Source organism: Streptomyces purpurascens (assembly GCF_045040895.1).
GTDB lineage: Bacteria > Actinomycetota > Actinomycetes > Streptomycetales > Streptomycetaceae > Streptomyces > Streptomyces purpurascens.
The window spans coordinates 8,616,687-8,642,393 of the sequence record NZ_CP108341.1; the positions used below are offsets into that span (position 1 = coordinate 8,616,687).

Genomic DNA, 25,707 nt, shown 5'->3' on the forward strand with positions numbered 1-25,707 from the left:
GGCCGCGACCGCGAGCGCCGGGCACCCGTTTCCGGAGTGCCCTCCGCGGCTCCCGCGATGCGATGGATCAAAGCACGCTGCGGGTCCACGCTTCCAATCAACCAGGCTTCTCACCAGGGAACTTGCGCCCCAGCGGTACCTATCCGTGCAGGAGTGTGCACGTCTCGGTGGCGAGTCCTTCACATGCGCCACAGCATCGGCTCATTCGGCGCCTTGCTCACCGGGGCGGCGAATCCGGCACTCCCGCCTTTAAGGCATGACAGGCGCCACCCGCTTGTGGATAACCCTCCGCTTGGTGACTGGGTTGAGCATTCGATGTGCAGATTCGCTGAAGTCGGGATTCGACTCGGTGTTCGCAACAGATCGTTTCCGGTCGGATACGGATCGTGTCGGTTCGGCGGGCCGGGGCGAGGGCCGCACTCGAAAGACCGTCATCCGGCCAGGCGCCGTCCTGGGCTGACGGGAGTCCTCCGCCCGGCCCCTCGCTGTGACCAGGGCAGTCGCAGACCCAGCAGTCGGTGTGCGGGCAGCGGGAGTTGGCTGATTCCGCGATGCGAAGGGATCACTTGCAAACGCGATTGAACGCCCCACGCGGCACGTGCGTACCAACAGCCATCCAGGCGCCCCCCAAAGCTGCCGAACGGCGGCACAGGCTCCGTCCCCCCAGGAGGAGAGAAGTTTGAGTCACAAGCGAATTCCGAAGCGCAAGGCCGCGATAGCGGCGGGCGGCGTGGTGGCGCTCGGCGCGGCCGCGATCCTGCTCCCCAACGCCAACGCGTCACAGGACGGTTCGTCCGGCGACGCGGCCGCCGCGCCGAAGACACTGAAGGCGGGCGACGCCTCGGATCTCGCCTCGCAGCTCTCCGGGCTCCTCGGTGAGGCGTTCGGCGGCTCCTACTACGACGGCGACAGCCAGCAGCTCGTCGTCAACGTCGTACCGGGCGACAACAACAACGTGATCGTGCAGGCGAAGGCGGCCGGCGCGCAGGTCCGCGAGGTCGACAACAGCTGGTCGGAGCTGCAGAGCGGCGCGTCGACCCTGAAGTCCGACGCGACCATCGCGGGCACCTCGTGGTCGATCGACCCGCGCACGAACAAGCTGCGTGTCACCGCCGACAGCACCGTGACCGGCGCCAAGTGGGACAGACTGGAATCGACGGTCAAGAGCCTCGGCGCCGACATGGCGACCCTCTCGAAGTCCGAGGGCACCTTCAAGCCGTTCGTCTCCGGCGGCGACGCCATCTTCGCGGGCGGCTCGCGCTGCTCCCTCGGCTTCAACGTCACCGCGGGCGACGGCTCGCCCGCCTTCCTGACGGCCGGTCACTGCACCCTCGGCGGCAACGAGTGGTCGGACGCGCAGGGCGGCCAGCCGATCGCCACGGTCGACCAGTCCACCTTCCCGGGCGACGGCGACTTCGCGCTAGTGAAGTACGACGACCCGGCGACCGAGGCGCCCAGCGAGGTCAACACCGGCGACCAGACCGTCCCGATCACCGAGGCCGCGGAGGCGACCGTCGGCCAGGAGGTCTTCCGGATGGGCAGCACCACCGGGCTCAACGACGGCCAGGTGCTCGGCCTCGACGCCACGGTGAACTACCCGGAGGGCACCGTCACCGGCCTCATCCAGACGGACGTCTGCGCCGAGCCCGGCGACAGCGGCGGCTCGTTGTTCACCCAGGACGGTCTCGCGATCGGCCTGACCTCGGGCGGCAGCGGTGACTGCACGGCCGGCGGTGAGACGTTCTTCCAGCCGGTGACCACCGCCCTGGAAGCCGTCGGCGCGACCCTCGGCGCGGGGGGCGGCGCGGGCGCCGGTGCCGGTGCCGGTGAAGAGGCCGGTGCCGGCGAGGAAGCCGGTGCGGGCGAGGAGGCCGGCGCCGGTGCGGGCGCTGGCGAGGAAGCCGGTGCTGGTGAAGAGGCCGGTGCGGGCGAGGAGGCCGGCGCCGGTGCGGGTGCCGGTGAGGAAGCCGGTGCCGGTGAAGAGGCCGGTGCTGGTGCCGGCGAGCAGGCCGGAGGCGAGGAAGCGGGAGCCGGCGCGGATGCCGGTGCCGGTCAGGACGCCGGGCAGGGCGTCGAGGACAACTCGGGTCTGACCGAGTCCCGCTGACCTGAAACCGTCGGAGCCGGTCCGACGACGCCGGCCCGGTTCCGCCCCCTTCCTGGCGGACCGGGCCGGCCCACCGGCGCTTCGAGCACCGCCCGGCGGTGCACCGGGCCGGTCCTCCCGCGGGAGGACCGGCCCTTCCGCGTACCGTGCTCGGCCTGCCCTAGCCGACGGCCCTGATCAGCAACAGGGCGATGTCGTCGAGCCGTTCCTCCCCGTCCCGGTGGTGCCGCTCCTGATGAATGAGACTGTCGGCCAGCTCGTCCAGTGGCTGGTCCCCGGCGTCGGCCAGGCGCCGGCCCAGGTCCGCGAGGGCCTCCTCGAAGTCCGTGCCGGGGGACTCGACCAGCCCGTCGGTGTAGAGGACGAGCAGCGAGCCGGGGGCGAGGGCGACCTCCGTCGTCGGGTACACCGCCGAGGCGTCGATGCCCAGCAGCGGGCCCCCGGCCAGGTCCAGGACGCGCACCCGCCCGTCCGGCCGTCTCAGCAGCGGCGGCGGATGACCCGCCCGGGACATCACGGCCCGGCCGTGCGCCGGGTCGAGCCGCAGGTACAGGCAGCTGGCGAACAGGTCGGACCCGAGGTCGAGCAGCAGCCGGTTGGTGCTGCGCATGACCTCCTCGGGCGCCTGGCCCACGGCCGTGTACGCGCGCACCGCGGTACGGACCTGCCCCATCAGCCCGGCCGCCGTGACGTTGTGCCCCTGCACGTCCCCGATCACCGCCGCCGCCATCCCCTGCGTGCGCACCAGGTCGTAGAAGTCGCCGCCGATGTCCATGCCCTGAGTGGCAGGCACATAGCGGCCGGCCGCCTCGATACCCGGCAGCGACGGCAGCGAGTGCGGCAGCAGCGCCTCCTGGAGGCCGTGCGCGAGCCGGTGCTTGGCGTCGTAGAGCAGTGCCCGCTCCAGCGCCTGGGCGATCAGCCCGGCCAGGCTGGTCAGCACCGCTCGCTCCTCCGTCGGGAAGGGGTGCGGCTCGGCGAAGGAGAGCACGCACGTCCCCACCGGCCGTCCCTGGGCGATCAGCGGCAGATAGGCCCAGGCCGCGAACCCGTCGGGGGTGGCGAGTCGCGCCGGGTAGAGGCGCTCCAGCTGTTCCCGCGACTCGAAGAACGCGGGCACGCCCGTCCGCAGCACCTTCGTGCCGGGCATCGGCTCGCTGAGCGGCATCCCGTCGAACTGTTCCACCACGTGCGCGTCCCGGTACCCGCGATGCCCGAGCACGCGCAGCCGGTTCGCCTGCGAGCCCAGCACGACCAGGGCCTGGCTGCCCACGGCCGGGGCGATCTCGTCCGCGACCAACTGCACCACGTCCTGCACCCCGACCGCCTCGGTGAGCGCGCTCGCCAGGTCCAGCACCTGCGACATGGTGACCAGCCGGGACGGCGTCCCGTCGGGCGGCGGTGCGGACCGGTTCATCTCCGACACCGCCCGCGACCTGGTGATCCGGACACTGAGGCCCGTCGTGCTCGGATACAGACGGAACGACAGCCACTCTCCGGGCGGGCGCAGCGCCACGAACGAGGTGGTGTGCTGGCTCAGCAGCGCGGCCCGATAGCGGTCCTCGTACACCGGGTCGTTGAGCCACGGCACCGACGCCCAGAGCTGGGTGCCGAGCAGCCGGCTGACCGGGACGTTCAGCAGCTCGGCCGCCGCCGCGTTGACGAAGCCGACCCGCCCGTGCAGATCCAGCGAGACCAGTCCGTACGGCAGCCGGCTCACCATCCGGGCCGCCTCGACCGTGCCGAGCGTGCCGGCGATCCCGCCCACCAGGGGCGAGGCCAGCATGTCGGTCTCGGGGTGCGGCGGGATGCTGAGCTCGGCCGCCCGCTCCAGCCGCACCGCGAGCCGGTCGCAGGCCGCGGTCAGATGCTCGCGCTCATGGTCGGACAGCTCCGGAGGATGTGCGCCGGGCCAGGTCACGAAGACCGCGCCGTGGACGGTGGACTCGGTGGCCACCGGCACCGCGGCCAGGGCGAACGGGTAGGGCAGCACCACGGCGATGCGCGGATAGTGGCGGGCCATCGCCTCCTCGCCGCCGACCCAGACCAGCCGCCGCTCGCGCGCCGCGTCGGCGACCGGGATCGGCGCGCTCAGCCCCACCCGCTCCCAGGGCGCCGCGAACGCCCGGGGCAGCCCGGCCATCACGGCCATCTCCAGCACCGGCTGATCCGGCGCCATCAGGTACACCGCGCCGGAGTGGGCGTGCACCTCGTCCATCATCGAGGCCAGCGCCAGAGACAGCAGCGGACGGCCGACCTGCGTCCTGGCGGCTGCCGGCGCCTGTGCGGACGACTGCCCGTCGGACACGCCGACCACCTCCTCGCACGGCCGCGCGACCGGGCTCAGGAACAAATCTCCACCCTGGCGGCCCGTCGCGCACGACGAGCGGCACCGGGACGGTCTTACGGTTACCGTCGGTTACAGCCTTCCGGCTCCGCAGAGGGAACTCGCGTACCCCGACCGTCGTGTCCCATGCCGCCGAAGTCGAAGCGCGGCCAGGCGTACGGGCGCCGCGCGTGCGCCCCCGCGCACCCTGATGGCCGGATCTTCGCGCCCACGCAGGGTCACCCTCACGAACAATGGAGCAGACGCTCAACACGACGAGGGGGGCGTACGGCGAGCCGAGGGGGTGGCAGTGATCCGGGTGCTGTTGGTGCATGACGAGTGTCTGGTGAGATCGGTACTGGCGGAGTGGCTGCGGGGGGAGCCTGATCTGGCGGTCCACGACACGTCGTGGCGCGGCGCCCCGGGCCTGGTGCGGTCCGTGCGCCCGGACGTCTGTGCGGCGGACCTGGAGTGCGCGGACTCCTACGGCATCCCTCCGCTGGGCGAACTGTGCCGGCCGGGCCCGGACCGGGCCCGCCCCCGATTACTCGTCCTCTCCACCGCGAACAGGCCCGGACTGCTGAAGCGGGCGGTCGAGGCGGGCGCGCTCGGCTACGTGGACAAGGAGAGCTCGCCGCAGAACCTGCTGCGCGGAATCCGCCGCGTTGCTGAGGGGGAACGTTTCGTCAACGACTCACTGGGCTTCGGTTTCCTCAAGGCTGCCGAGATGCCGCTCACCCGAAGAGAGCTGAGCGTGTTAACCCTCGCGGCCGAGGGAGCCTCCATCGCGGAGATAGCCGGGAGCCTGCACCTGTCCCACGGGACCGTGCGCAACTACATGGCGGCCATCACCCGCAAGACCGGGGCCCGCAACCGCATCGACGCCATCCGCATCTCGCAGGGGCAGGGCTGGCTCTGACCGCCGCCGGGACGGACCGGGCGCCCAGCTGCCGACGAGGTCCCGGTAGAGCGCCGAGGTCCGCAGCAGCTCCTCGTGCCCGCCGTACGCCGTGCTCCTGCCGTCCATGACCAGCACACGGCCGGCGCGGCGGGCCGAGCTGATGCGGTGGGCGACGACCACCAGGGTCCCGCCCGGCCGCGCGGCGAAGGCCCGCTCCGCGCGCTCCTCCGTCTCCGGATCCAGGTGACAGGTCGCCTCGTCGAGCAGGGCGAGTGGGGCGTACGACAGATAGGCCCTGGTCAGTGCGATCAGCTGTCGTTCGCCTGCCGACAGGGCCGCCGGGGCGACCCGCGCCCCGAGGCCGCCGAGCCGGCCGGCCAGCGGGGCGAGGCCGACCGCCTCGGCCGCGGCCAGCAGTTCTTCCTCGGGCACCGGGTCCGGCCGCAGGTAGGCGAGGTTCTCGGCCAGGGTGGCGTCGAAGACGTACGCCTCCTGCGGGATGAGCACGCGCGCGGCGGCCGCCTCCGGTCCGGGCACGGTGTGTCCGCCCACCGTGATCGTTCCCTGGTCCGGCGTGAGGAGCCCGGCGACCAGGGCGGTGAGGGTGGACTTGCCGGTGCCGCTGGGGCCGACGACGGCCAGGTGCGAGCCGGCCGGGAGCGTGAGGTCGAGGTCCTGGACCACGGGGGCACTGGCGGGACCGTAGGCGAAGGTGGCCGAGGTGAGGGAGAAGGCCGGGGGCGTGCCCTCGGCCGGCTCCGGCGCGGGGAGTCCGGGGCCCGGCTTCCCCGTGGGCGTGCCGGTGTCCGCCCGCACCAGCCTGCGCAGCACCACCGTCAGGCGGGAGCCGCTCGTGCCCAGGCCGTGGACCAGATTGCGCAGGGCGGGCAGCAGGGACTGGGTGACGTAGGCGAGGGCACCGACCAGGGCGCCCGTGGTGACGCCGTGGGCCAGGAGCCACGGGGCGGCGGCGAGCAGCAGCACGATCGGCAGCTGGCCGCCGATCGCCAGGGACGCCACGCGCAGCACACCCCAGTGGGCCAGGGCGCGCGCCGCCCGCAGTTCCGCCTCGACCCGTTCGCCGGTGCCGGCGGCGATGTGCGCCTCCGCGCCGGTCGCCGTGATGTCCCGCAGGCCCGGGCAGACGGCGCCCAGCTCACCGGCCAGCGCCTCGTCGGCGACGAGGAACGTCTCCTGCCGCCGGGCGAGCGGCCGCAGGGTCGCCGCGAACAGTGCCACTCCGGCGACGAGGGGCGGCCCGACGACGAGCAGCAGCGGCGGGGCGAGGGCGAACAGGCCGGCCAGGGCACCGGCGGCGGTGAACACGAACGAGCGGGAGACCATCACCAGCCCGGCGAAGGTGTCCCGGGCGATCTCCACCTGCTGCGTGAGCCCCGACAACGACCCCGTGTCACCGGTCCGCACCCCGCGGGAGACGACCCGCTCCACGAGCCGGTCCCGGAGGGGTTCGACCAGCGCGGCGACAGCGGCGTACACCCGCGCGGTCCCCCACGCGCCGACGAGCACACCGAGCCCGGTCACCGCCAGCCAGATCAGCCCGACCTCCGCCCGCCCGCGCAGGAACCCCTCGTCCAGGGCGCGGGCGGGACCGTAGCCGATGAGAAAGGTCTGCCCGGTCTCGAGCACGGACCAGGCGACCAGGCGGAACAGCACCCGGCGGCGGGCCAGCAGGAAGCGCAGGCCCCGGGCGGGGAGACCGGCGTCGGCGGGCGTTCCGTCCTGCCCGGGGGCCTCTTGCCCACGTCGGCTCCGTGCACGGATCCGGCCTGTCATGCCGGCACACCTCCCTGCGCACTGGCGTCCGTACTCGCCGATTCCGTCCCCTCCCCGAACGCCGCCCGGTACGCCGCGAGCCGCCACAGCTCCTCGTGCCGCCCCACAGCCCGCACCCGCCCGTCGTCCAGCCAGGCCACCGCGTCGGCGCACGCCGCCGTCGCGCTGCGGTGGGCGACCAGCAGCCGGGTGCCGCCCGGGCCGTCGCCGAGGAGGGCGTCGGTGATGTGGCGTTCCGTCACCGTGTCGAGGCTGGAGAGGGCGTCGTCGAGGATCAGCAGGCGGCCGCCGTGGGCGAACGCCCTGGCGAGACCGAGCCGTTGGGACTCGCCGCCGGAGCGCGGGGCGTCGGCGACGGCCGTGTCGTATCCGTCGGGGAGGCGGCGCACGAAGTCGTCGGCGAGGGCCGTGCGGGCCGCCTCACGCACGCGGGCGGGGGAGGGTTCCGGCAGGCCGAGGCCGATCGCCTGCTCGACCGTGCCGCCCAGCAGAGCCGGGCGGGCGAAGGCGTAGGCGACGGCGCGACGCAGGTCGGCGTGCGGCAGATCGCGCAGCGGCACCCCGTCGAGGAGCACCTCGCCCTCGTCCGGGTCGGCCAGCCGCCCGGCGAGCGCGGCCAGCAGCGACTTGCCCGCACCGGACGGGCCGACCACGGCCAGTGTCGTGCCGCCCGGCACGACGAGGTCCACGCCGTCGAGCACGACGCGTCCGCCGCGCCGGGCCGTCACGCCGCGCAGCTCCAGCCGGCCGGGCCCGTCGGGCAGCCGGCGTACGCCGAACCCGGTCGCGGGCTCGGCCCTGACCTCCCCGAGACGCCGGGCCGCCGCCCGGGCCCGGGCCAGGCCCGCGAGCCGGCCGACCAGGACGCCGACCCCCGTCGCGAGCACCGCGTACCGCGAGGCCGCGAGGACGTCCCCCACCGACAGCCGGTCCCGGGTGAGCAGCACACCGGCCACGGCGACGACCCCGAGGTGCAGCAGCGGCGCCACGGCGACCGCCTGCGCGGCGGCCCGCCCCTGCACCTGCCACATGCGGTGTCCGGCCCGGGACAGCTCGGGCAGCGGGCGCAGCACGCGGGCGGTCTCCTTGTCCTCCGTACCCGCCGCCCGGACGGTGCGGACGCCCTCGACGGCCTCCGCCAGCGCGGCCGCGATCCGGCCCTGGGCCCGCTGGTACCGGGCCGCGCTCTCCGAGGTGTCACGGGAGACGGCGCGCAGCAGAAGAGTGAGGACGGGGGCTCCGGCGAGGAAGACGGCCGCGAGCCACCAGTCGATCAGGCCGAGCGCGACCACTCCGCCGATCGGGCCGGCCAGCGCGGCCAGGAGTGCGGCCCGGGCCGCGGGGGTGGTCCCTGCCTCGGCCGCGTTGCCGACCAGACGGGCGACGAGGTCACCGGAGCCGAAGCGGTCCGCCGCCCGGGGGCCGACGCCCAGGACGTGCCCGGTCAGCCTCCGGCGCAGCCACGCGGTGCTCCGGGCGTCGACGGTGCCGGTGAGGACGGTCTGCGCCGCGTCGAGCAGGGCGAGCAGCAGCACGAGGCCGGCGCAGTACAGCACCCAGCGGGTCGCCGGAGCCTGCGCCAGCAGAAGATCCAGGGCCCGGCCCAGCGCGGCCGGCAGCAGCAGTCCGGCGCCGATCGCGGCGGTGCTCACCAGACACAGGGCCGCACAGCGGGCCCCGCTGTACCGGGTGGCCGTACGCAGCAGCGTGCGGGCGTGTGCGGCCGCCGGGTCGTCGTCACCACGCGGGGTCATAGGGGCCTTTCGCGGGACGGGAGGGGCCCCGGGCGGCCCTGTCCCCGAAGGGAGAAGGCCGCCCGGAGCCGTACCGCAGACGCGGTCAGAGACAGAGCAGGACGCTCGCGGCGCTGATGCAGGAGAGCAGGCTCACCGTGCTGTTGCCGCCGCCGTCCGTCCGCTCCTCGGACTCGATCGTCTGCAGGTCGAGAAGTGCCATGGTGTGTCCTTCCGTTGGGTGTCCGTCCGTGGTCATCCGTGGGGACGGGGTGGTGTCACGACTCCGCGGGATCGCGGAACCGCGTCAGAGGGGCCGCCGGTTCGGCGGTGGGAGGAACGGCAGGTGGGCGTCGGTCGCCGGGTCGAGGGCCGCGCCGAGCGCCAGCAGGCACCCTGCCGTTCCGGTGGCGAGATCCATGGACAGCCGCATCATCTGGTGGCCGGGGAAGGCCAGTTGGCCCTGGTAGGCCATCGCGAACCAGCCGAGTCCGGCGATCTGCCCGGCCAGCCGGTCCGCGGTCGCGTCCGGCGTGGTGGTGCGGCTGAGGTGCAGGATCATTCCGGCGCGGCCCTGGAAGAGCCCGGGCTGCGCGTAGAAGCGTGAGGTGGCGGCGGTGAGCACACCGGAGCGGGCCGGCTCCAACTCCCCGGCGAGGTCCGGCGCGTGGGCCACCAGGTCGTCGAGGACCATGCCGAGTCCCGCGCTGCCGTCGCCGAGGTAGGGCAGGGTCCGCCAGCCCTCGTCGACCTCCAGCGACCCGCCCTCGCGGGTCACGCAGGACTCCAGGTCCCGGCCCAGTGCCACGGCCGCCGCCTGGAGCCACTCGGCCCGGCCGGTCCACTCGTACTGCCGCAGCAGGAACAGCGCCGGACCGGTCGCGCCCCGCAGCAGTCCGGCGCGCCGCCGGGGCGTGGCGGGGAGCGGCTCGGCGAGCCGTTGCACGAGGATCCGCGCGGCCTCGTCGGCCCGGTCGCGCAGCTCCGTCTCGCCGGTCGTCTCGGCCAGCCGGCCCAGGACGAGCCCCAGTCCGGCCAGTCCGCCGTGCAGGTCGGAGGAGAGGTTCTGCCACCGCTCGGCGAGGATGCCCTCGACCAGGTCCAGCGCCCGCTGCCGGTGCCCGAGCCGGTCCAGGACCAGGGCGACGCCCGCCAGCCCGTCGTACAGGCCGAGCGGCGTACCGACCGGGGCCGGTGCCGTCCGGGTGAGCAGCCAGCGCTCGCCCTCCTCGTACCGCTCGGCGCCGGTCGCGTCCAGCGCGTACAGCACCCCGGCGGCGCCGTGCGCGAGCCCGAGCCCGCCGCCGTCGGAGAACTGGGCGACATCGCCCGGGAAGAGCCGGTCGTCGCGCTCCGGGGTGGCCGAGGCGAGAATCGCCTTGACCATCGAGTCGCGGCTGTACGGCCAGTCGCCGGGATCCACCGGTGCGGAGGGAGCGGCCACCGAACGGCCGGACACCTCCCGCGTGATCTCCGCGACCGCCTCGTCGAGGAACCCCCGCGGCACGTCCGGGAACTGTTCCGAGATCACCTCGGCCAGATGCGCCGCCTTGCCGCGGTCGACCACGAACAGCGTGGTCACGGGCAGGAACAGGGCCAGTCGCAGACAGGCCAGGGCGTAGCGGTCGACATCGGCGCCCCGGCGGTCCGGCGGCGCGAAGAAGCCCGGGTGGGCGACGACCTGGCGGCCGTTCTCCTCGGCCGGGGCCGCTGCCTCGAAGTCCAGGAGGAAGACCGACTCCTCGTCCGGCGCGACCATGATGTTGAAGACGTGCAGGTCGTTGAAGACGATGCCGCGCGCGTGCACCGCCGCCACGGCCTCCTCCACCTCGCGGTGGATGCGCAGCGCCCACGCCGTGTAGGCGGCGACGGCCCCCGCGTCGGGATCCTGGGCCAGCAGCGGATGCCGCTCGGCGAAGAACGAGTTGAGCGGACGGCCCTCCAGGAAGTCCATCACCAGGAACCGGTGGCCGCCGAGCTCGAACCAGTCGCGCACCTCCGGGACCACGCCCGTGCCCGCCACCTGCTCCAGCGCCCGCTTCTCCCGCTCGAGCCGGGCGACCGCGTCGGCCCCGTCCGAGGCGAGCCCCGCGTGCGGCCGGCCCTCCTTGAGGACGACCTTGCGACCGTCGCGGGTGTCGGTGCCCACATACACACCGCCGCCGTTGGAGAAGTGCAGCGCCTTCTCGATGCGGTACGGCAGCTCGCCCGTCGTCGTGTTGTTCCGCGCGTCGAGGTGCGGCTGGAGGAACGCCGGCAGCGTCACCCACTCCGGCACCTGGAAGGACGGCGTCCGCCGGTCCGGCACCAGCTGCCCCGCGCCGTCGCGCACCGCCGGCACCAGCGAGCCCCGCTCGTCCACGACGAACGAGCGCGCGAAGGCGCCGTAGCGGACGTACAGCGGGCCCTCGCCCCAGCGCAGATCGGTGAGGATGTACGGCCCCTCGAACCCCTCCAGCAGCGCGCCCAGCTCGCGCAGCACCTGGTGCAGCTGCTCCTCGTCGGCCGGATAGACGGTGACGAACTTGCCGCTGCCGTCGCGGGGCGCGTACTTGGTGTTGCGCAGGTGCAGCAGGTGCGGGCCGGGCACGAACTTGAAGGGGACGCGCCGCTCGACGCAGTAGTCCCAGACGATCCCGGCGATCTTCTCCGCGTTCGCCCGGGTCGCCGAGGCGTGGATCTTCCAGCCCTGCGCGGGCCCCTGCAGCGGCTCGCCGTCCGGACCGGGCGGCGTCATCGTCAGCCAGTCGCCGATCCGCGCCGTCTCCCACCCCTCGGGCACGGGCCGGCGGGCCGTCTCGTAGAGGTGCGCGGCCGCCCCCTGTGAGGCCTCCTGCCCGCCTCGCGCCAGCCGGTCCGGTGTCTCGTAGAAGTGCCGGTCGGCCAGCGCGTACACCTCGTACCGCTTGTCCATGCGTCCCCCTCCGTGATCGGCACCGAGCTTTCCAGCCACGCGCCGGGCCGGGACAGTCACGGCTGTCACGAGAACAGCGTGCGGAACGCATGGGTAAAGACGTGTTCGGTTCCGTTCGAGCGGAGGCGTCGATGCTGGTCCACGGAACGCCCACAGGGGCTGCGCAGGTGTCGCATAAGCGCTGTAATGGCCAACGTGGTCAGTGAGGGCGCCCGAGAACCCCAAGAACGCAGAACGCGAACGCTGCGTGCCGAAGGTGCCCTCAAAGCGATCGCGGCCGATCAGGAATCGCCGGAACGAGTGCACCGTGTCCTCGAACAGGCACTCGTCTTCGCCGGCGCCGCGTTCGCCGCCCTGTACACGCCCAGCCAGGACGGCGAGCTGCTGCGCCTGGTGGAGTCGGCCGGGGTGCCGAGGACGCTGTACGGACTGCGCGACAGCTATCCGCGCACCGGGCGGTCCCCGGTCGCCGAGGCCCACCGCGGCGGACGTCCCGTCTCGCTGGGCCCCGCGGAACTCGCCGAGCACGTCCAGGCCCGGCGCGTGCCGTCCCGGGACTTCTTCCTGACGGCCCTGCCCGTCCACGGGGACGGCGGCGGCTGTCTCCTCGCCGTGTGCGAGCGCCCCGACGGATTCGACACCGACGACCGCGAGTGCCTGCACCTCATCTCCGAGGCGGTCGCCTTCCCCGCCCCGGCCGCCCCCGCCGAGGCCGGTGAACTGCCGCCGGGCGCGTTCAGCCTCGCCATGGACACCGGCCGCGTCCGGGCCGGCGACGACCTGCTGGACCTGTTCGGCCTGGACCCCGTGGAGTTCGACGGCCGGGTCGAGACCCTGCTCGGCCTGACCGTGCCGGAGGACCTGCCCTCGCTGATGTCCGTGGTGGAGGCCGACCACATGTCCATCGGCGACCGGGAGCTGGAGTTCCGGGTGCTCCAGCCCACCGGACCGCCGAAGTGGCTCCGGCTGCGCGGGCGCCTCCTGCCCGGCGGCGTGGGCCACTCCGCACGGCTCGTGGGCACCGTCGACGACGCCTCCACGCTGCGCTCCGACGTCACCGACGTGGCCCGCGTCCAGCGCCTGGCCACCGCGCTGGCCACCGCCGTCACCGTCCGCGACGTCGGCAAGGCCGTGGTCGCCGCCCTGCGCCGGCCGCTCAGAGCCGACCGCATCGCGCTCGCCGAGCTGGAGAGCGACCGGCTCGTCGTCACGGTCCTCGACCCGCCCGAACCCGAGTCCTGGCCCGAGCTGTGGCGCCGGGAGTGGCGCACCGAATGGCCCGACGCGCCCGTACGCGCCATGCCCACCCTCGCCGCCGCCCTGCGCGAGGGCCGCGCCCGGATCTGGCCCGCCGGCAGCGCCCTGGAACGCGGCCTGTCCGAGGTCGGCCCCGGCGGCCTCGCCGTCCTGCCGCTGCCCGCCGGGAACCGCATGGCCGGGGCCTGCCTGATCGGCTGGGACACGCCGCACGACTTCGGCTCCGACGAACGCGCCCTGCTCACCGCCTGCGCCGGCCTCGCCGGACAGGCCCTCATGCGGGCCCGCGCCTTCGACGCCGAACACGAACTCGTCGGCATGCTCCAGCGCCAGCTGCTGCCCCGCCGCCTGCCCCGCCTGCCGGGAGCCGAGGCCGTCACCCGCTATCTGCCCAGCACGGCGGGGCTGGAGCTCGGCGGCGACTGGTACGACGTCATCCCGCTGCCCGACCACCATGTCGCCCTCGTCATCGGCGACGTCCAGGGCCACAGCGCCGGCGCCGCCACCCTCATGGGCCAGATGCGCACCGCCCTGCGCGCCTACGCCGTCGAAGGACACACGCCGGACGTGGTGGTCTCCCACGCCAACCGGCTGCTCATGGACATGGAGAGCGACCTCTTCGCCACCTGTGCCTACGTCGACATCGACCTGGAGGAGGGCTCCGCCTGGTGCGTGCGCGCCGGGCACCTGCCGCCGGTGCTGCGCTACCCTGACGGCACGACCGAGATCGCGGAGGCCGAGGGCGGCCCGCCCCTCGGTGTGATCACCCAGGCCGACTTCCCCATGAGCCCGCTCCGGCTCCCACCCGGCACCCTGATCGCCCTGGTCACGGACGGGCTCGTCGAGACGCCCGACTCCGACATCGACGAGGGCATGGAGCGCCTCGCCGACCAGCTGGCCGCGTCTTCCCCCGGCGACCTGGGGCTCGTCGCCGACGCCCTCCTCGGCAACGCCCAGCGCAGCGACGACGTCGCCGTGCTCCTCCTGCGCTACGACGGCATGGACCTGCGCCCGCTGCGGGAGAGCTGGACGGTGTGGCGCGTGCCGCAGGCGGTCGGGCACGCCCGCCGCTTCGCCCGGCGCACCCTGCGCTCCTGGGGCGTCACCGAGGACTTCGACGCCGCCCTCCTCGTCGTCTCCGAACTCGTCACCAACGCCCTCGTCCACACCGACGGCCAGGTCCGCATGGACCTCACCCTCATCAACGACCGCCTGCGCGTCGCCGTCGCCGACGCCTCACCCCGCTCCCCGGTGAGACCGACCAGCATCGGCTGGGAGGCCACCGGCGGCCGGGGCGTCCTCCTCGTCGAGGCACTCTCGGCGACCTGGGGCACACTGCCGGTCAGCGGCGGCAAGCAGGTGTGGGCGGAGATGACGCTGGGGCGCTGAACGCCCCGCTCGGATTCCCGGTGACCGGGCGGGTGCTCCGGGTACCCGAGCGACGTCGGACGGGGGAACCGCCAGGAGCCGGGTTGGTCACCGACCGTGTCGGAGTCCGCGCTGGGCGGCATCAATGCCGCGCGCCCCACCACGTGACAGGTGTGAACGGGTCTGCCCCGCAGGCGCGTTGAGAGCCTCGTCCCAGGCGTCACGACCCGCGTTTGTTCGGTTTCTCTCGGGTTACTCGAACAGCAGCGGACCCAGAAGGAAGATGATGAGTCGTGACGTCCATGATCCTGAGTGAGAAGCCCGTCGTCCGTCGGCCGGAGACCGGCTGGTCGAAGGCACGCCGCCTGCGCGGCAAGGCCGCGCTGCGGACCTGCCTCCCCGCCGTCGAGGACCGGGCCACTCCCGGAATCACACGCTCCGGGTCGGAGTGGAACATTGTCAGGGGCGAGGACTGACCGCTCCCCGGAAGGCCGCGCGGTGACGATCCGAGTAACTCCGCGCATCGCCAACCAAAAGAAGTGATGTTCACATCCGCCGGATCACGACTAAGGTGAACCGAATGAAGGCTCTCGTGCTGTCCGGCGGCGCAGGAACAAGACTGAGGCCGATCACACACACGTCGGCCAAGCAACTGGTGCCAGTGGCCAACAAGGCTGTGCTCTTCTACGGGTTGGAGTCGATCGCCGAGGCCGGCATCACCGACGTGGGAATGATCGTCGGGGACACGGCCGCCGAGATCGAGGAAGCGGTGGGTGACGGGTCGAAGTTCGGCCTGAAGGTCACCTACATCCCCCAGGAGCGGCCCCTCGGGCTGGCCCACGCGGTACTGATCGCCCAGGACTATCTCGGCGACGACGATTTCGTGATGTACCTCGGCGACAACTTCATCGTCGGCGGCATCACCGACCTCGTCGAGGAGTTCCGCGACAGTCGGCCCGACGCCCAGATCCTGCTCACGCGCGTGGCCGACCCACGCGCCTTCGGTGTCGCCGAACTCGACCCGTCCGGCCAGGTGATCGGCCTGGAGGAGAAACCCGACCAGCCCAAGAGCGATCTCGCCCTGGTCGGCGTCTATCTGTTCACGCCCGTGATCCACGAGGCCGTGCGCGCCATCGAACCGTCGTGGCGCGGCGAACTGGAGATCACCCAGGCCATCCAGCACCTGATCGACTCCCGTGCCGACGTGCGCAGCACGGTCATCAAGGGCTACTGGAAGGACACCGGCAACGTCGGCGACATGCTCGAGGTGAACCGCATGGTCCTCGAAGCCATGGAGCGCCGCATCGACGGCGCTGTGGACGACGCCTCGCAGACCATCGGGCGGGTGGTCGTGGAAGAGGGCGCCCGGATCGTCAACTCCCGCATCGTCGGGCCCGCCGTCATCGGCAGGGGAACCCTCGTCAGCGACTCCTACGTCGGTCCCTTCACCTCGATCGCGGAGAACTGCCGGATCACCGACAGCGAACTGGAATTCTCGATCGTGCTGCGGGACTCCTCGATCCAGGGCGTCGGCCGGATCGAGTCCTCGCTGATCGGCCGGCATGTCGAGGTGACCCCGGCCCCCAGCGTCCCCAGCGCTCACCGACTCGTCCTCGGAGACCACAGCAAGGTGCAGATCACTTCATGAACCTCCTCGTCACCGGTGCCGCCGGGTTCATCGGCTCCCGCTACGTCCGTGCGCTGCTCGCCTCGGACGAGCCCGACGCGCCGCGCGTCACCGTGCTGGACAAGCTCACCTACGCCGGCACCCTCGACAACCTCGAACTGACCCACCCCCGGCTGGAGTTCGTCCAGGGCGACATCTGCGACGCCGAACTCGTCGACAAGCTGATGGCCGGTGCCGACCAGGTCGTGCACTTCGCCGCCGAGTCGCATGTGGACCGCTCCATCACCGGCGCCGCCGACTTCGTCCGCACCAATGTGCTCGGCACCCAGACCCTGCTGGACGCCGCCCTGCGCTACGACGTGGGCCCGTTCGTGCACGTCTCCACCGACGAGGTCTACGGCTCCATCGAGTCCGGCTCCTGGCCGGAGGACCACCCGCTGCAGCCGAACTCGCCGTACTCGGCCTCCAAGGCCTCCTCCGACCTGCTCGCCCTCGCCTACCACCGCACTCACGGCCTGGACGTGCGCGTCACCCGCTGCTCCAACAACTACGGCCCGCACCAGTTCCCCGAGAAGGTCATCCCGCTGTTCGTCACCAACCTCCTCGACGGCGGGACGGTGCCGCTGTACGGCGAGGGCCGCAACGTCCGTGACTGGCTGCACGTCGACGACCACTGCCAGGGCGTCGACCTCGTCCGCACCCAGGGCCGGCCCGGCGAGGTCTACAACATCGGCGGCGGCACCGAACTCACCAACAAGGAACTCACCGGCCTGCTCCTTCAGTCCTGCGGCGCGGACTGGGACCGGGTGGAGTACGTCGAGGACCGCAAGGGCCACGACCTGCGCTACTCCGTCGACTGGAGCAAGGCCCGCGACGAACTCGGCTACCGCCCACGCCACGACTTCACCACCGGCCTGGCGGAGACCGTCGCCTGGTACCGCGACAACCGTGCGTGGTGGGAGCCCCTGAAGCGGCGCGTCGCCCAGGAGCGCGCATGAGGTGGCTGATCACCGGAGCGGGCGGAATGCTCGGCCACGACGTCGTCGAGGAACTCACCCGGCGCGGCGAGGACGTGGTGGGCCTGGACCGCTCCGCCCTGGACATCACGCGCCCCGAGGCCGTCGGCACGGCGGTGCGGGAGCACCGTCCCGACCTCGTCGTGAACTGCGCCGCGTACACGGCCGTCGACGACGCCGAGACCGACGAGGCCCGCGCCCTGGAGATCAACGGCGACGGACCGCGCCTGCTGGCCCGCGCCTGCGCGGCGCACGACGCCCGGCTGATCCACGTCTCCACCGACTACGTCTTCTCCGGCGACGCCCGCACGGCCCCCTACCCGGAGGACCATCCGACGGGCCCGCGCACCGCCTACGGCCGCACCAAGCTGGCCGGCGAGCGGGCCGTGCTGGAGGAGCTCCCCGGGGCGAGCGCGGTCGTGCGCACGGCTTGGCTCTACGGGGTCCACGGCACTAACTTCGTGCGGACCATGATCGGTCTCGAAGCCCGCCGCGACACCCTCGACGTCGTCGACGACCAGCGCGGGCAGCCCACCTGGAGCGCGGACGTCGCCGAGCGGATCGCCGACCTCGGACCCCGGCTCGGTCCCGAAGCGCACGGCGTCTTCCACGCCACCGACGCCGGCGAGGCCACCTGGTACGAGCTGGCCCGCGAGGTGTTCTCCCTTCTCGGCGCCGACCCGGACCGGGTGCGCCCCACCAGCAGCGCGGCCTTCCCCCGGCCCGCGCCCCGCCCGGCGTACAGCGCCCTCGCGCACGGCCGGTGGCAGGAGATCGGCCTGCCCCTGCCGCGCGACTGGCGCTCCGCCCTGCACGAAGCACTGCCCCGCATCCGCAAGGAAGGTCCCACTTCGTGAAACGCCATGAGTTCCTCCGGGGACTGCACAAAGTCAGCGCCAATCGCAACTACCTGGAGATCGGCGTCAACGACGGGCGCAGCCTGCGCCTGTCCCGTGTCCCCAGCATCGCGATCGACCCCGCCTTCAAGGTGGTCTCGGAGCTGAAGTGCGACGTCCACCTGGTGAAGGCCACCAGTGACGACTTCTTCGCCCGTGACAACCCCCTCCAGCACCTCAAGGGCGGCCGTCACCCGCTGCGCAACCTGCGCCGCGGCCGCAGCCCGATCGGCTACTGGCGCCGCACCACGCTGGATCTGTCGTTCATCGACGGCATGCACATCTTCGAGTACGCCCTGCGCGACTTCATGAACGTCGAGAAGCACTCCGACTGGTCCAGCGTGATCGTCTTCGACGACATGCTGCCGCGCAGCGTGGACGAGGCGGCCCGGGACCGGCACACCAACGCCTGGACGGGCGACGTCTACAAGATCACCGAGGTTCTGGCGCGCTACCGCCCCGACCTGGTCACGATCCAGGTGGACACCGCCCCCACCGGCCAGCTCGTCGTCTTCGGCGCCGACCCGAACAACCGGGTCCTGCACGACAAGTACGACGAGATCATGGCCGAGTACAAGGTGCCCGACCCGCAGAAGGTCCCCGAGGCGATTCTCGAACGGGCCGGCGCGGTACGCCCCGAGACCCTCCTGGAGGCAGGCTTCTGGGGCCCCCTCACCCAGGCCCGCAACCGCGGCCTACCGCGCCGCATCGGCTGGGAGCCCCTGCGCAAGTCCCTGGAGCAGGTGGGCGTCAGCCGCTGACCCCGTTTCGGGTTGCTGTGAAACAGGCCCGGGCGCCGCGCGCCCGGGCCTGCGGCATGTTCCGTGTGCCGCGGGGGTGAGGGCGTCAGCCGTCTCCCCGGCCGGCCCGCAACTCCTCGTAGTACGCACGGCAGGTCTCGTACGACGGGAGCAGGCCCTGGCGTTCCGCCTCGGCCAGGGTCGGGGCCTGTTCGTCCTTCGGGGAGAGGACAGGGGTGATGCCCTCGGGCCAGGCGATGCCGAGCGCCGGGTCGAGGGGGTGGATGCCGTGCTCACGCTCCGGGGCATAGCCGGTGGAGCACAGATAGACCACCGTGGCGTCGTCGGTGAGTGCCATGAACGCGTGGCCCAGCCCCTCGGCGAGGAACACCGCGTGGCGGGTGTCGTCGTCGAGCCGTTCGGCCTCCCACTGGCCGTAGGTGGGGGAGCCCACCCGGATGTCGATCACCACGTCCAGGACGGCACCGCGCACACATGTGACGTACTTGGCCTGGCTGGGCGGCACATCGGCGAAGTGCACGCCACGCAGCACGCCCCGCCGGGAGACCGAGCAGTTGGCCTGGGCCAGGGCCAGATCGTGGCCCGTGGCCTCGCGGAACTCCTCGCCGCGGTACCACTCGTGAAAGCTGCCCCGGTCGTCCGGAAAGATCTTGGGCTCCAGAATCCAGGCGCCCTCTATCCCCAGTGGTCGCATGCTGTCACTGCCCTCCGATCCTGATACGGGAAACCACCTTCCGACGCGCGGTACCGACCACCCGCCGCGCCCGTCGCGCCAGCCGCAGCGCGACACCGGGCCCCGGCACCGGCACGACCAGCACCTGGCCGTCGGCGGCGCGCAGCGCGAACGGCAGCCCGGTGAAGCGGGGCCGGTCGGCGCCCGGGGTCAGACACAGAGCCACCCGCCAGGTGTCACGCGAGAGGTCCTTGGCGGGCATCGCCGCCTCCAGCACCGCCCCGCGCCCGTCCGGAGCGGGGGAGAGCGTGCCGGACGCGTCGAGGATCCGGCTCGAGGAGACGAACCTCAGCCGCACCTCGCTGTCGCCCTCGACGTGCAGCGGAAGCGGAGCACGGAAACGGTCCCCGGAGACGGTGACGTCCATCGGCTGCACGCCGCCCAGACCGAGCCGCTTGCCCCGCGCGCCGAACTGCAGGGAGAGGTTGCCGTGCGGCTCCGTCCAGTACGGCAGAACCGGCCGGTCGCCGACGAGTCCCACGTCCGGCGTGGGCCGGGTCGCCCGCGGCGCCGGGCCCAGCCGGCACTCCTTGGTCCAGCCGCCCAGCTTGACCCGCACGACCGCGTCCCAGACGCCGTCACCGGGCAGGCCGGCCGGGTCGACGGTGGCGGTCGCCCGCAGCACCAGCCGGACCTCGCCGTCCCCCACGGGAACGGTCTCGCGCGTGAACTCCACCGGCTGGAAATACTGCGCGGCGCTGGAACGCTCCCGCAGCAGCAGATCGGCCGTGGCCTGCCCGAAGCGGGCGGCGGTCTCCGCGGCCACCCACTCCACCGCCTCGGTCACGTCCTTGGGCGTGTCGTTCAGCGGGGCCGCCTCGGCGTCGGCGGGGAAGGTCATCGGCTCGCCGCCGGACGTGTACTCGGCCGTGAAGCCGATGCTGAGGGAACCGTCCCGCCACTCCACGTGCGCGGGGGCCGCCTTGGGCGCGATGCCGGCCTCCCATTCCGCGAAGGACACGACGTCGTCGTACCGGTCGGCCGCGGTCAGCGCGGCGACGACCTGCTGCGTCGGCTGCAGCCCTTCCGCGACACCGGGACCGAACCGCTCGACGACGACCTCGTGGATCTCCCCGAACAGCTCCTTGCGGTAGTCGTCCGGCAGATTCAGGAAGCGCCGGGCCCGCAGCCGCTCGACCATCTCCACGCGCAGCCAGCGGCGGAAGAGCCTGTCACGCACCGGGCCGGGCTCGGTGTACCGCTCGACGACGTCGAGGGCCTCGCGGAGGTTCTTGAAATATCCGGCGGGGTCGAAGCGTTCGAAGCCGGCGTTGGAGCTGTCGTCCCGCCGGATGTGGTAGTAGCAGACGTAGTCGCTGACCACGGAGACGTTCTCCGCGCGCAGATACGCCTCGGCGATGAAGACGTGGTCCTCCAGCCGCCGCCTGCCCTCGGGAAAGCGCAGGCCGGTGCGGTCGAGGAAGGCACGGCGGATCATCTTGTGCGGGGTGAGGCTGTCGATGAGCGGGGCGTTCTCGACGGTGGCGCGCGGGTGGTTGCGGCGGAACAGCTCCACCGGCACGCCGCGGCCCTTGCCCGCCATCTTGCCCACGACGACGTCGGCACCGTTGGCCACGCCGTAGTCGTACATCCGCTCCAGGGCCTCGTCGCCCAGGTAGTCGTCGTTGTCGACGAACATGACGAACTCGCCCCTGGAGGCGGCGATGCCGACGTTGCGCGGCTTGCCCGACCAGCCGGAGTTCTCCTGGTGGATGACCTTCATCCGGGGGTCCTCGGCGGCGAGCGCGTCGAGCCGGGCCGGGGTGGCGTCGGTGGAGCCGTCGTCGACGAAGATCACCTCGTACTCTTCGGGAGGCAGGGACTGCCTCTGCAGCGAGGTGATGCAGTCCTCGATGTAGATCCCCGGGTTGTAGACGGGGATGATGACGCTGACCTTGACCGGCATCGGGTTTCCGGGCCCCTTCGGGTCGCTTGCCGTAGACGTCCTGTCTTACTGCGTGTTGCCCGATGCTAACCCGGTAGGCAACGCTGCCTCACCTTTCGAGACCTGGCCGTGATCATCTCGGTCGACACGACAACTGAGCTGCGCTGTCTGTCTGTTCGCGGTCAAGTCGGTTCCGGGGCGGAGCGGGCCGCTGCCTCTAGGCTGAGGGCGTGCGTCTGCTCCTCATGTCCGACACCCACCTGCCGAAGCGGGCCAGGGAACTGCCCGCGCCGCTGCTGGCCGAACTTCCGCACGCCGACGTCGTGTTCCACGCCGGGGACTGGGTCGACACGGCCACCCTCGACCTGCTGGAGAGCCGCTGCCGCAGGCTCGTGGCCGTCTACGGCAACAACGACGGACCGGACCTGCGGGCCCGGCTGCCCGAGGTGGCGTACGCGGAACTGGGCGGGCTGCGCTTCGGGGCGATCCACGAGACGGGCCCCGCCCAGGGCCGGGAGAAGCGCTGCGCCGCCCGCTTCCCCGACCTCGACGTGCTGGTCTTCGGCCACAGTCACATCCCCTGGGACACCACCGCCCCGACCGGCCTGCGCCTGCTCAACCCGGGCTCCCCGACGGACCGCCGCCGCCAGCCCCACTGCACCTACATGACCGCCACGGCCGCCGACGGCCGGCTCACCGACGTGGAACTGCACCGCCTGCCGCCGCGCGTGCCGCGCCGGCCCGGGCCGGGCCGGGCCCGATCGCACCGGGAACGGCCGTGACAGCGTCGAAACCGGGGTCCAGTTCCACACCGGTGGCATTCAGGAAGAAGGCCACCATGTGGTACTGCCCCACCAGCATGGCGATCTCGATCAGTTCGGCGTCGGCGAAGTGCTCGGCCAGAGCCTCCCAGGTCGCGTCGGACATCCTTGCCTCGCGGTTCAGCTCGTCCGCCGCCCGGATCAGGTGCCTCTGGAGTTCCGTCCAGCCGGGTGCCTCCGGCCCCTCGGCGATCCGGTCGACGTCCGCGTCCGTGACGCCCGCGGCCCTGGCCAGGGGAACGTGCCGTCCCCACTCGTACCGTGCGCCGGTGTTCCACGCGGTGCGCAGGATGAGTAACTCGCGCAGTTCTTCCGGCAGCCGGCCGCTGAGGAGCAACTGGCCGCCGAAGGGCAGGAACTGCTCGTAGAGATCGGGATGGCGCACGAGCGTGGTGAAGATGTTCGGGATCCGGTCCCCAGGGTCGTGGGGTGCGATGGCCAGCAGTTCCCGGGTCCGTGCGTCCCACTGTTCTTCGGGGAGCGGCAGCAGTCGTGGACGGGGCTGCCGGGCGGCTTCGTCGCGCTGTGACATGGCGACCTCCAGTGTCCGAGGGGCTCACCCTAGGAGACTGACTGAACGCTTAACAAGTGAAGGTCGGAAGGCTCACTGGGCCGGGTCCAGAAGGATCTTGCGGACGCCGTCGGAGCGGCCCGCGAACAGTTCGTACGCCGCAGGGCCGTCGGAGAGGGCGAAGCGGTGGGAGACCACGACCTCGGGCTGGATCCGGCCGGCACGGGTGAGGGCGATCAGGGGAGGGAGTTCGTAGTGCACCGAGCACAGCCCGATGGCGAACTCCAGTTCCTTGATCTGCGCCAGTCCCATGTGGAAGGGGAACGCCTTGTTCTGGCTGACCCCGATGACGCTGACCCGGCCTGCCTGCCGGACGGCCTTGAGGGCGAGCTCGATGGTGGCGTCGGAGCCCACGGCCTCCACCACGGCGTCCGGCCCGCGTCCAGCGGTCAGGTCCCGGACGGCCGACCGCGCGTCGTCCCCCTCGACCGGTTCGACGCCCAGACCTGAGGCGAAGTCGCGGCGCTCCGCGACCAGGTCCGCGCCCAGCACCCGCGCCGCGCCCATCGCGAAGGCGGCCTGGGCGGCCATGAGGCCGACCGGGCCGAGGCCGATGACCAGGACGGTCTCGCCGGGCTGGATGCGGGCTCGGCGGCAGCCGTACCAGGCGGTGGGGGCGTTGTCCGTGAGGACGACGGCGGCCTCGTCGGAGATGTCCTCGGGCACGTGCACCAGATTGACGTCGGCGTAGGGCACGGCCAGGACCTGGGCCTGGCTGCCCGGGAGCTGCGGGCTCACTCCGTAGCAGAGCTCCGTGCTCGACTTGGCGCGTTCGCACCGGGCGGTGAACCCGGCTGCGCACGACCGGCAGTGCGCACAGCCGGCAGAGGCGGGCACCAGAACCCGGTCGCCGGGCTTGAACCGGGTGACCTGGCCGCCGGTGTCGGCCACCACGCCGACGCACTCGTGTCCCGGTGTGTAGCCCAGTTCCGGGCTGAACGCGTTGCCGCCGTAGATGTGCAGGTCGCTGCCGCAGATGCCGGCCGTGGTCACCTGCACCACCGCGTCGGTGGGGCTGGTGACGGCCGGGTCGGGGACATCCCCGTAGCGGATGTCGTGACGGCCGTGGTAGGTCAGTGCCTTCATCGGTTCTCTCCCTCCCTTCGGCCGGTCAGTCCGCGATCTTCAGCACCAGCTTGCCGTGGTTGTCACCACGGAACAGCCGCATCAGGGTTTCGGGAAAGGCCGCGACCGGGCCGGACACTACATCCTCCAGGGACTTCAGCCGGCCCTCCGCCCGCCACGTGGCCATCTGCGCGATGCCCTCGGCGTACCGTTCGGCGTAGTCGAACACCACGATGCCCGTCATGGAGGCGCGGTTCACCAGAAGTGACAGGTAGTTGGCGGGGCCCTGCGGCTTGGTGCTGTTGTACTGGGAGATCGCGCCGCACACGACGACGCGGGCACCGCGCGCCAGCCGCAGCAGCACGGCGTCCAGAACGTCTCCGCCGACGTTGTCGAAGTACACGTCGACGCCGTCGGGGGCGTGCTCGCGCAGCGCCTTGCGGACGTCCTCGCTCTGGTAGTCGATCGCGGCGTCGAACCCGAACTCGTCCACCACCATCCGGCACTTGGCCTCGCCGCCGGCGATGCCGATGACCCGGCAGCCCAGGATCTTGGCGATCTGCCCGACGACACTGCCGACGGCCCCGGCCGCTCCGGAGACCACGACGGTCTGCCCGGGCTCGGGACGCCCGACCTCGATCAGGCCGAAGTAGGCCGTCAGGCCCGACATGCCGAGCGTGCCGAGATACGTCGGCAAGGGGGCCGCCGCCGGGTCGACCCTGGTCACGTCGCGTCCGTCCGACACGCAGTACTCCTGCACGCCGAACGAGCCCGACACATGGTCGCCGACCGCGAAGCCGGAGTGCCGGGAGGCGATCACCCTTCCCACCGCGCCGGCGCGCATCACCTCGCCGATCTCGACCGGGCGGATGTAGGACCGGCCCGCGTTCATCCAGCCGCGCATCGCGGGGTCGATCGACAGACAGAGCACCTGTACCAGGAATTCCCCGTCGCCCGGCTGCCCGGCCGGCTCCTCGACGTGCTCCCAGTCGGTGGGCCGCGGTTCTCCCACGGGGCGTGCGGCCAGGCGTATCTGGCGGTTGATGGTGCTCATCTCCGGCGGCTCCTTCGACAGTCGAACCGACATTCCCAAGTTCATACCGGCTAGTCGGTATGGAGGGGGAGCGTACGGGTGCCGCGCGGTCCGAGACAAGAGGGGACCCGGTGCGATCTACGGCTCAGGACGGATGCCTCGCGGAGCCCGACGTTGCGAGCAACCCGGGTCAGTGGCGGATCGGACGCGATGAGCAGATCCGCGGCTCGCTCGCGCCGAACGTCGTCGAGGACTGCCGCGAAGGTGGTTCCAGCTGCGGAGCGTGACCCCCGACCTGCCCGGGAGGCAGGATGACGAACACCAGCTCGGCCGGCGGCCACCACGACGACGGAGTCGCCGGCAGCCCAGCGCGCGTACCTGGCCCGCACCACGGAACTCGGTGACGTTGCCGGGCTGGACCCCGCGACGCTCGAGGAGACGGTGGCGCGCGGGCGGTTCGTCCGACGTCCGGTGAGTCCGCCGCGCTACTCCTGTCCTGGGACCGCCATCTCCCCGAGGAGCGCCCAGTCGTCCTGCGGAATCGTCGCGTTCACGATGCGTGGCGTCTCGGCCAGATGGGGCGGCAGCGTCTGCTGCGCGGCCTTGAAGTGCGCGGACTGCACATGGGCGGCCCCGGCCTCGTCGTCGCGGAAGGCCTCGACCAGGACGTACTCCGTCGGCTCGTCCACGCTGCGCGACCAGTCGAACCACAGACAGCCGGGCTCGGCGCGCGTCGCCCGGGTGAAGTCAGCGGTGATCTCGGGCCAGCGGTCCGCGTGCTCGGGACGGACTCGGAACTTGGCGGTGATGAAGATCATGGGATTCCCTTCGCTGATGTGCTGACGGCGACACGATCGTACGAACCCGGCTGAATGGCGACGTGACCGGGAGCGGCACGG

Annotated in this window: 19 protein-coding genes and 1 pseudogene; 9 read left to right on the top strand and 11 right to left on the bottom strand. The window is 72.4% G+C overall.

Annotated features, from left to right (window positions below; translation table 11 throughout):
• The first annotated feature begins 679 nt into the window (after positions 1 to 679).
• Positions 680 to 2,107: a S1 family peptidase gene (locus OHU35_RS39135; protein ID WP_405508731.1), complete on the top strand. Its 1,428-nt coding sequence runs from the start codon at positions 680 to 682 to the stop codon at positions 2,105 to 2,107.
• 160 nt (positions 2,108 to 2,267) lie between these two features.
• On the opposite strand, the gene OHU35_RS39140 is transcribed toward OHU35_RS39135, so the two are convergent.
• Positions 2,268 to 4,424 (bottom strand): SpoIIE family protein phosphatase, encoded by a 2,157-nt coding sequence (locus tag OHU35_RS39140; protein WP_189722630.1) that lies wholly within the window; start codon positions 4,422 to 4,424, stop codon positions 2,268 to 2,270.
• Between the two features lie 220 nt (positions 4,425 to 4,644).
• Here OHU35_RS39140 and OHU35_RS39145 point away from each other — a divergent pair.
• Positions 4,645 to 5,268, top strand: a pseudogene (locus OHU35_RS39145) (LuxR C-terminal-related transcriptional regulator); the annotation flags it as partial.
• On the opposite strand, the gene OHU35_RS39150 reads toward OHU35_RS39145, so the two are convergent.
• The 4 genes from OHU35_RS39150 to lanKC form a co-directional block, all read right to left on the bottom strand.
• Positions 5,191 to 7,128 (bottom strand): ATP-binding cassette domain-containing protein, encoded by a 1,938-nt coding sequence (locus OHU35_RS39150; protein ID WP_405508733.1) that lies wholly within the window; start codon positions 7,126 to 7,128, stop codon positions 5,191 to 5,193. The pseudogene OHU35_RS39145 and the gene OHU35_RS39150 sit on opposite strands and share 78 nt — an antisense overlap.
• Positions 7,125 to 8,882: an ABC transporter ATP-binding protein gene (locus OHU35_RS39155; protein WP_405508735.1), complete on the bottom strand. Its 1,758-nt coding sequence runs from the start codon at positions 8,880 to 8,882 to the stop codon at positions 7,125 to 7,127. The genes OHU35_RS39150 and OHU35_RS39155 overlap by 4 nt, the downstream gene beginning before the upstream one ends.
• A gap of 85 nt (positions 8,883 to 8,967) precedes the next feature.
• Entirely contained in the window at positions 8,968 to 9,084 is a 117-nt protein-coding gene (locus OHU35_RS39160; RefSeq protein ID WP_184587041.1) for a SapB/AmfS family lanthipeptide, read from the bottom strand.
• Positions 9,085 to 9,168: 84 nt separating this feature from the next.
• Positions 9,169 to 11,775 carry a class III lanthionine synthetase LanKC gene (gene lanKC / locus OHU35_RS39165; RefSeq protein WP_359892703.1) on the bottom strand — a complete coding sequence of 869 codons (2,607 nt, stop codon included), beginning with the start codon at positions 11,773 to 11,775 and terminating at the stop codon, positions 9,169 to 9,171.
• Between the two features lie 186 nt (positions 11,776 to 11,961).
• Here lanKC and OHU35_RS39170 point away from each other — a divergent pair, with 186 nt between their 5' ends.
• From OHU35_RS39170 to OHU35_RS39195, 6 genes are all read left to right on the top strand, one after another.
• A complete protein-coding gene (locus OHU35_RS39170) occupies positions 11,962 to 14,421 on the top strand; it encodes a SpoIIE family protein phosphatase (protein ID WP_189721961.1) in 2,460 nt (819 codons plus the stop codon).
• Between the two features lie 272 nt (positions 14,422 to 14,693).
• A complete protein-coding gene (locus tag OHU35_RS39175; RefSeq protein ID WP_189722690.1) occupies positions 14,694 to 14,876 on the top strand; it encodes a hypothetical protein in 183 nt (60 codons plus the stop codon).
• Between the two features lie 104 nt (positions 14,877 to 14,980).
• Positions 14,981 to 16,048, top strand: a complete 1,068-nt coding sequence (locus OHU35_RS39180; protein ID WP_405508737.1) for a glucose-1-phosphate thymidylyltransferase — start codon at positions 14,981 to 14,983, stop codon at positions 16,046 to 16,048.
• Positions 16,045 to 17,025 carry a dTDP-glucose 4,6-dehydratase gene (gene rfbB, locus OHU35_RS39185; protein ID WP_189721959.1) on the top strand — a complete coding sequence of 327 codons (981 nt, stop codon included), beginning with the start codon at positions 16,045 to 16,047 and terminating at the stop codon, positions 17,023 to 17,025. Before OHU35_RS39180 ends, rfbB begins: the two co-directional genes overlap by 4 nt.
• Positions 17,022 to 17,900 (top strand): dTDP-4-dehydrorhamnose reductase, encoded by an 879-nt coding sequence (rfbD, locus tag OHU35_RS39190; protein WP_189721958.1) that lies wholly within the window; start codon positions 17,022 to 17,024, stop codon positions 17,898 to 17,900. Before rfbB ends, rfbD begins: the two co-directional genes overlap by 4 nt.
• Positions 17,897 to 18,700 (top strand): class I SAM-dependent methyltransferase, encoded by an 804-nt coding sequence (locus OHU35_RS39195; protein WP_215116788.1) that lies wholly within the window; start codon positions 17,897 to 17,899, stop codon positions 18,698 to 18,700. Before rfbD ends, OHU35_RS39195 begins: the two co-directional genes overlap by 4 nt.
• 85 nt (positions 18,701 to 18,785) lie before the next feature.
• Here the strand turns inward: OHU35_RS39195 and rfbC are convergent, their stop codons facing one another.
• Together rfbC and OHU35_RS39205 are read right to left on the bottom strand one after the other, a co-directional pair.
• Positions 18,786 to 19,394 (bottom strand): dTDP-4-dehydrorhamnose 3,5-epimerase, encoded by a 609-nt coding sequence (gene rfbC / locus OHU35_RS39200; RefSeq protein WP_189721956.1) that lies wholly within the window; start codon positions 19,392 to 19,394, stop codon positions 18,786 to 18,788.
• Between the two features lie 4 nt (positions 19,395 to 19,398).
• On the bottom strand, positions 19,399 to 21,339 hold the full coding sequence (locus OHU35_RS39205; RefSeq protein WP_189721955.1) for a glycosyltransferase family 2 protein: 1,941 nt from the start codon (positions 21,337 to 21,339) through the stop codon (positions 19,399 to 19,401).
• 209 nt (positions 21,340 to 21,548) lie between these two features.
• Between OHU35_RS39205 and OHU35_RS39210 the strand changes: the two genes are divergently transcribed.
• Positions 21,549 to 22,100 (top strand): metallophosphoesterase, encoded by a 552-nt coding sequence (locus OHU35_RS39210; protein WP_189721954.1) that lies wholly within the window; start codon positions 21,549 to 21,551, stop codon positions 22,098 to 22,100.
• On the opposite strand, the gene OHU35_RS39215 is transcribed toward OHU35_RS39210, so the two are convergent.
• From OHU35_RS39215 to OHU35_RS39230, 4 genes are all read right to left on the bottom strand, one after another.
• Positions 22,012 to 22,671, bottom strand: coding sequence for a carboxymuconolactone decarboxylase family protein (locus OHU35_RS39215; protein WP_405508740.1), 660 nt, complete (start codon positions 22,669 to 22,671; stop codon positions 22,012 to 22,014). The genes OHU35_RS39210 and OHU35_RS39215 overlap by 89 nt on opposite strands.
• A 72-nt stretch (positions 22,672 to 22,743) precedes the next feature.
• A complete protein-coding gene (locus OHU35_RS39220) occupies positions 22,744 to 23,796 on the bottom strand; it encodes an alcohol dehydrogenase catalytic domain-containing protein (RefSeq protein ID WP_405508742.1) in 1,053 nt (350 codons plus the stop codon).
• Positions 23,797 to 23,821: 25 nt separating this feature from the next.
• Positions 23,822 to 24,829, bottom strand: a complete 1,008-nt coding sequence (locus OHU35_RS39225; RefSeq protein WP_359892681.1) for an NADP-dependent oxidoreductase — start codon at positions 24,827 to 24,829, stop codon at positions 23,822 to 23,824.
• Positions 24,830 to 25,293: 464 nt separating this feature from the next.
• A complete protein-coding gene (locus tag OHU35_RS39230) occupies positions 25,294 to 25,626 on the bottom strand; it encodes a putative quinol monooxygenase (protein ID WP_189721950.1) in 333 nt (110 codons plus the stop codon).
• Positions 25,627 to 25,707 lie beyond the last annotated feature (81 nt).

What these genes read in the sequence shown, in the direction of transcription:
- OHU35_RS39150 (WP_405508733.1), bottom strand. Translation starts at nt 7,128, where the DNA reads ATGACAGGCCGGATCCGTGCACGGAGCCGACGTGGGCAAGAGGCCCCC.
- OHU35_RS39155 (WP_405508735.1), bottom strand. Translation starts at nt 8,882, where the DNA reads ATGACCCCGCGTGGTGACGACGACCCGGCGGCCGCACACGCCCGCACG.
- OHU35_RS39160 (WP_184587041.1), bottom strand. Translation starts at nt 9,084, where the DNA reads ATGGCACTTCTCGACCTGCAGACGATCGAGTCCGAGGAGCGGACGGAC.
- lanKC (WP_359892703.1), bottom strand. Translation starts at nt 11,775, where the DNA reads ATGGACAAGCGGTACGAGGTGTACGCGCTGGCCGACCGGCACTTCTAC.
- OHU35_RS39170 (WP_189721961.1), top strand. Translation starts at nt 11,962, where the DNA reads ATGGCCAACGTGGTCAGTGAGGGCGCCCGAGAACCCCAAGAACGCAGA.
- OHU35_RS39180 (WP_405508737.1), top strand. Translation starts at nt 14,981, where the DNA reads ATGAAGGCTCTCGTGCTGTCCGGCGGCGCAGGAACAAGACTGAGGCCG.
- rfbB (WP_189721959.1), top strand. Translation starts at nt 16,045, where the DNA reads ATGAACCTCCTCGTCACCGGTGCCGCCGGGTTCATCGGCTCCCGCTAC.
- rfbD (WP_189721958.1), top strand. Translation starts at nt 17,022, where the DNA reads ATGAGGTGGCTGATCACCGGAGCGGGCGGAATGCTCGGCCACGACGTC.
- rfbC (WP_189721956.1), bottom strand. Translation starts at nt 19,394, where the DNA reads ATGCGACCACTGGGGATAGAGGGCGCCTGGATTCTGGAGCCCAAGATC.
- OHU35_RS39205 (WP_189721955.1), bottom strand. Translation starts at nt 21,339, where the DNA reads ATGCCGGTCAAGGTCAGCGTCATCATCCCCGTCTACAACCCGGGGATC.
- OHU35_RS39215 (WP_405508740.1), bottom strand. Translation starts at nt 22,671, where the DNA reads ATGTCACAGCGCGACGAAGCCGCCCGGCAGCCCCGTCCACGACTGCTG.
- OHU35_RS39220 (WP_405508742.1), bottom strand. Translation starts at nt 23,796, where the DNA reads ATGAAGGCACTGACCTACCACGGCCGTCACGACATCCGCTACGGGGAT.
- OHU35_RS39225 (WP_359892681.1), bottom strand. Translation starts at nt 24,829, where the DNA reads ATGAGCACCATCAACCGCCAGATACGCCTGGCCGCACGCCCCGTGGGA.
- OHU35_RS39230 (WP_189721950.1), bottom strand. Translation starts at nt 25,626, where the DNA reads ATGATCTTCATCACCGCCAAGTTCCGAGTCCGTCCCGAGCACGCGGAC.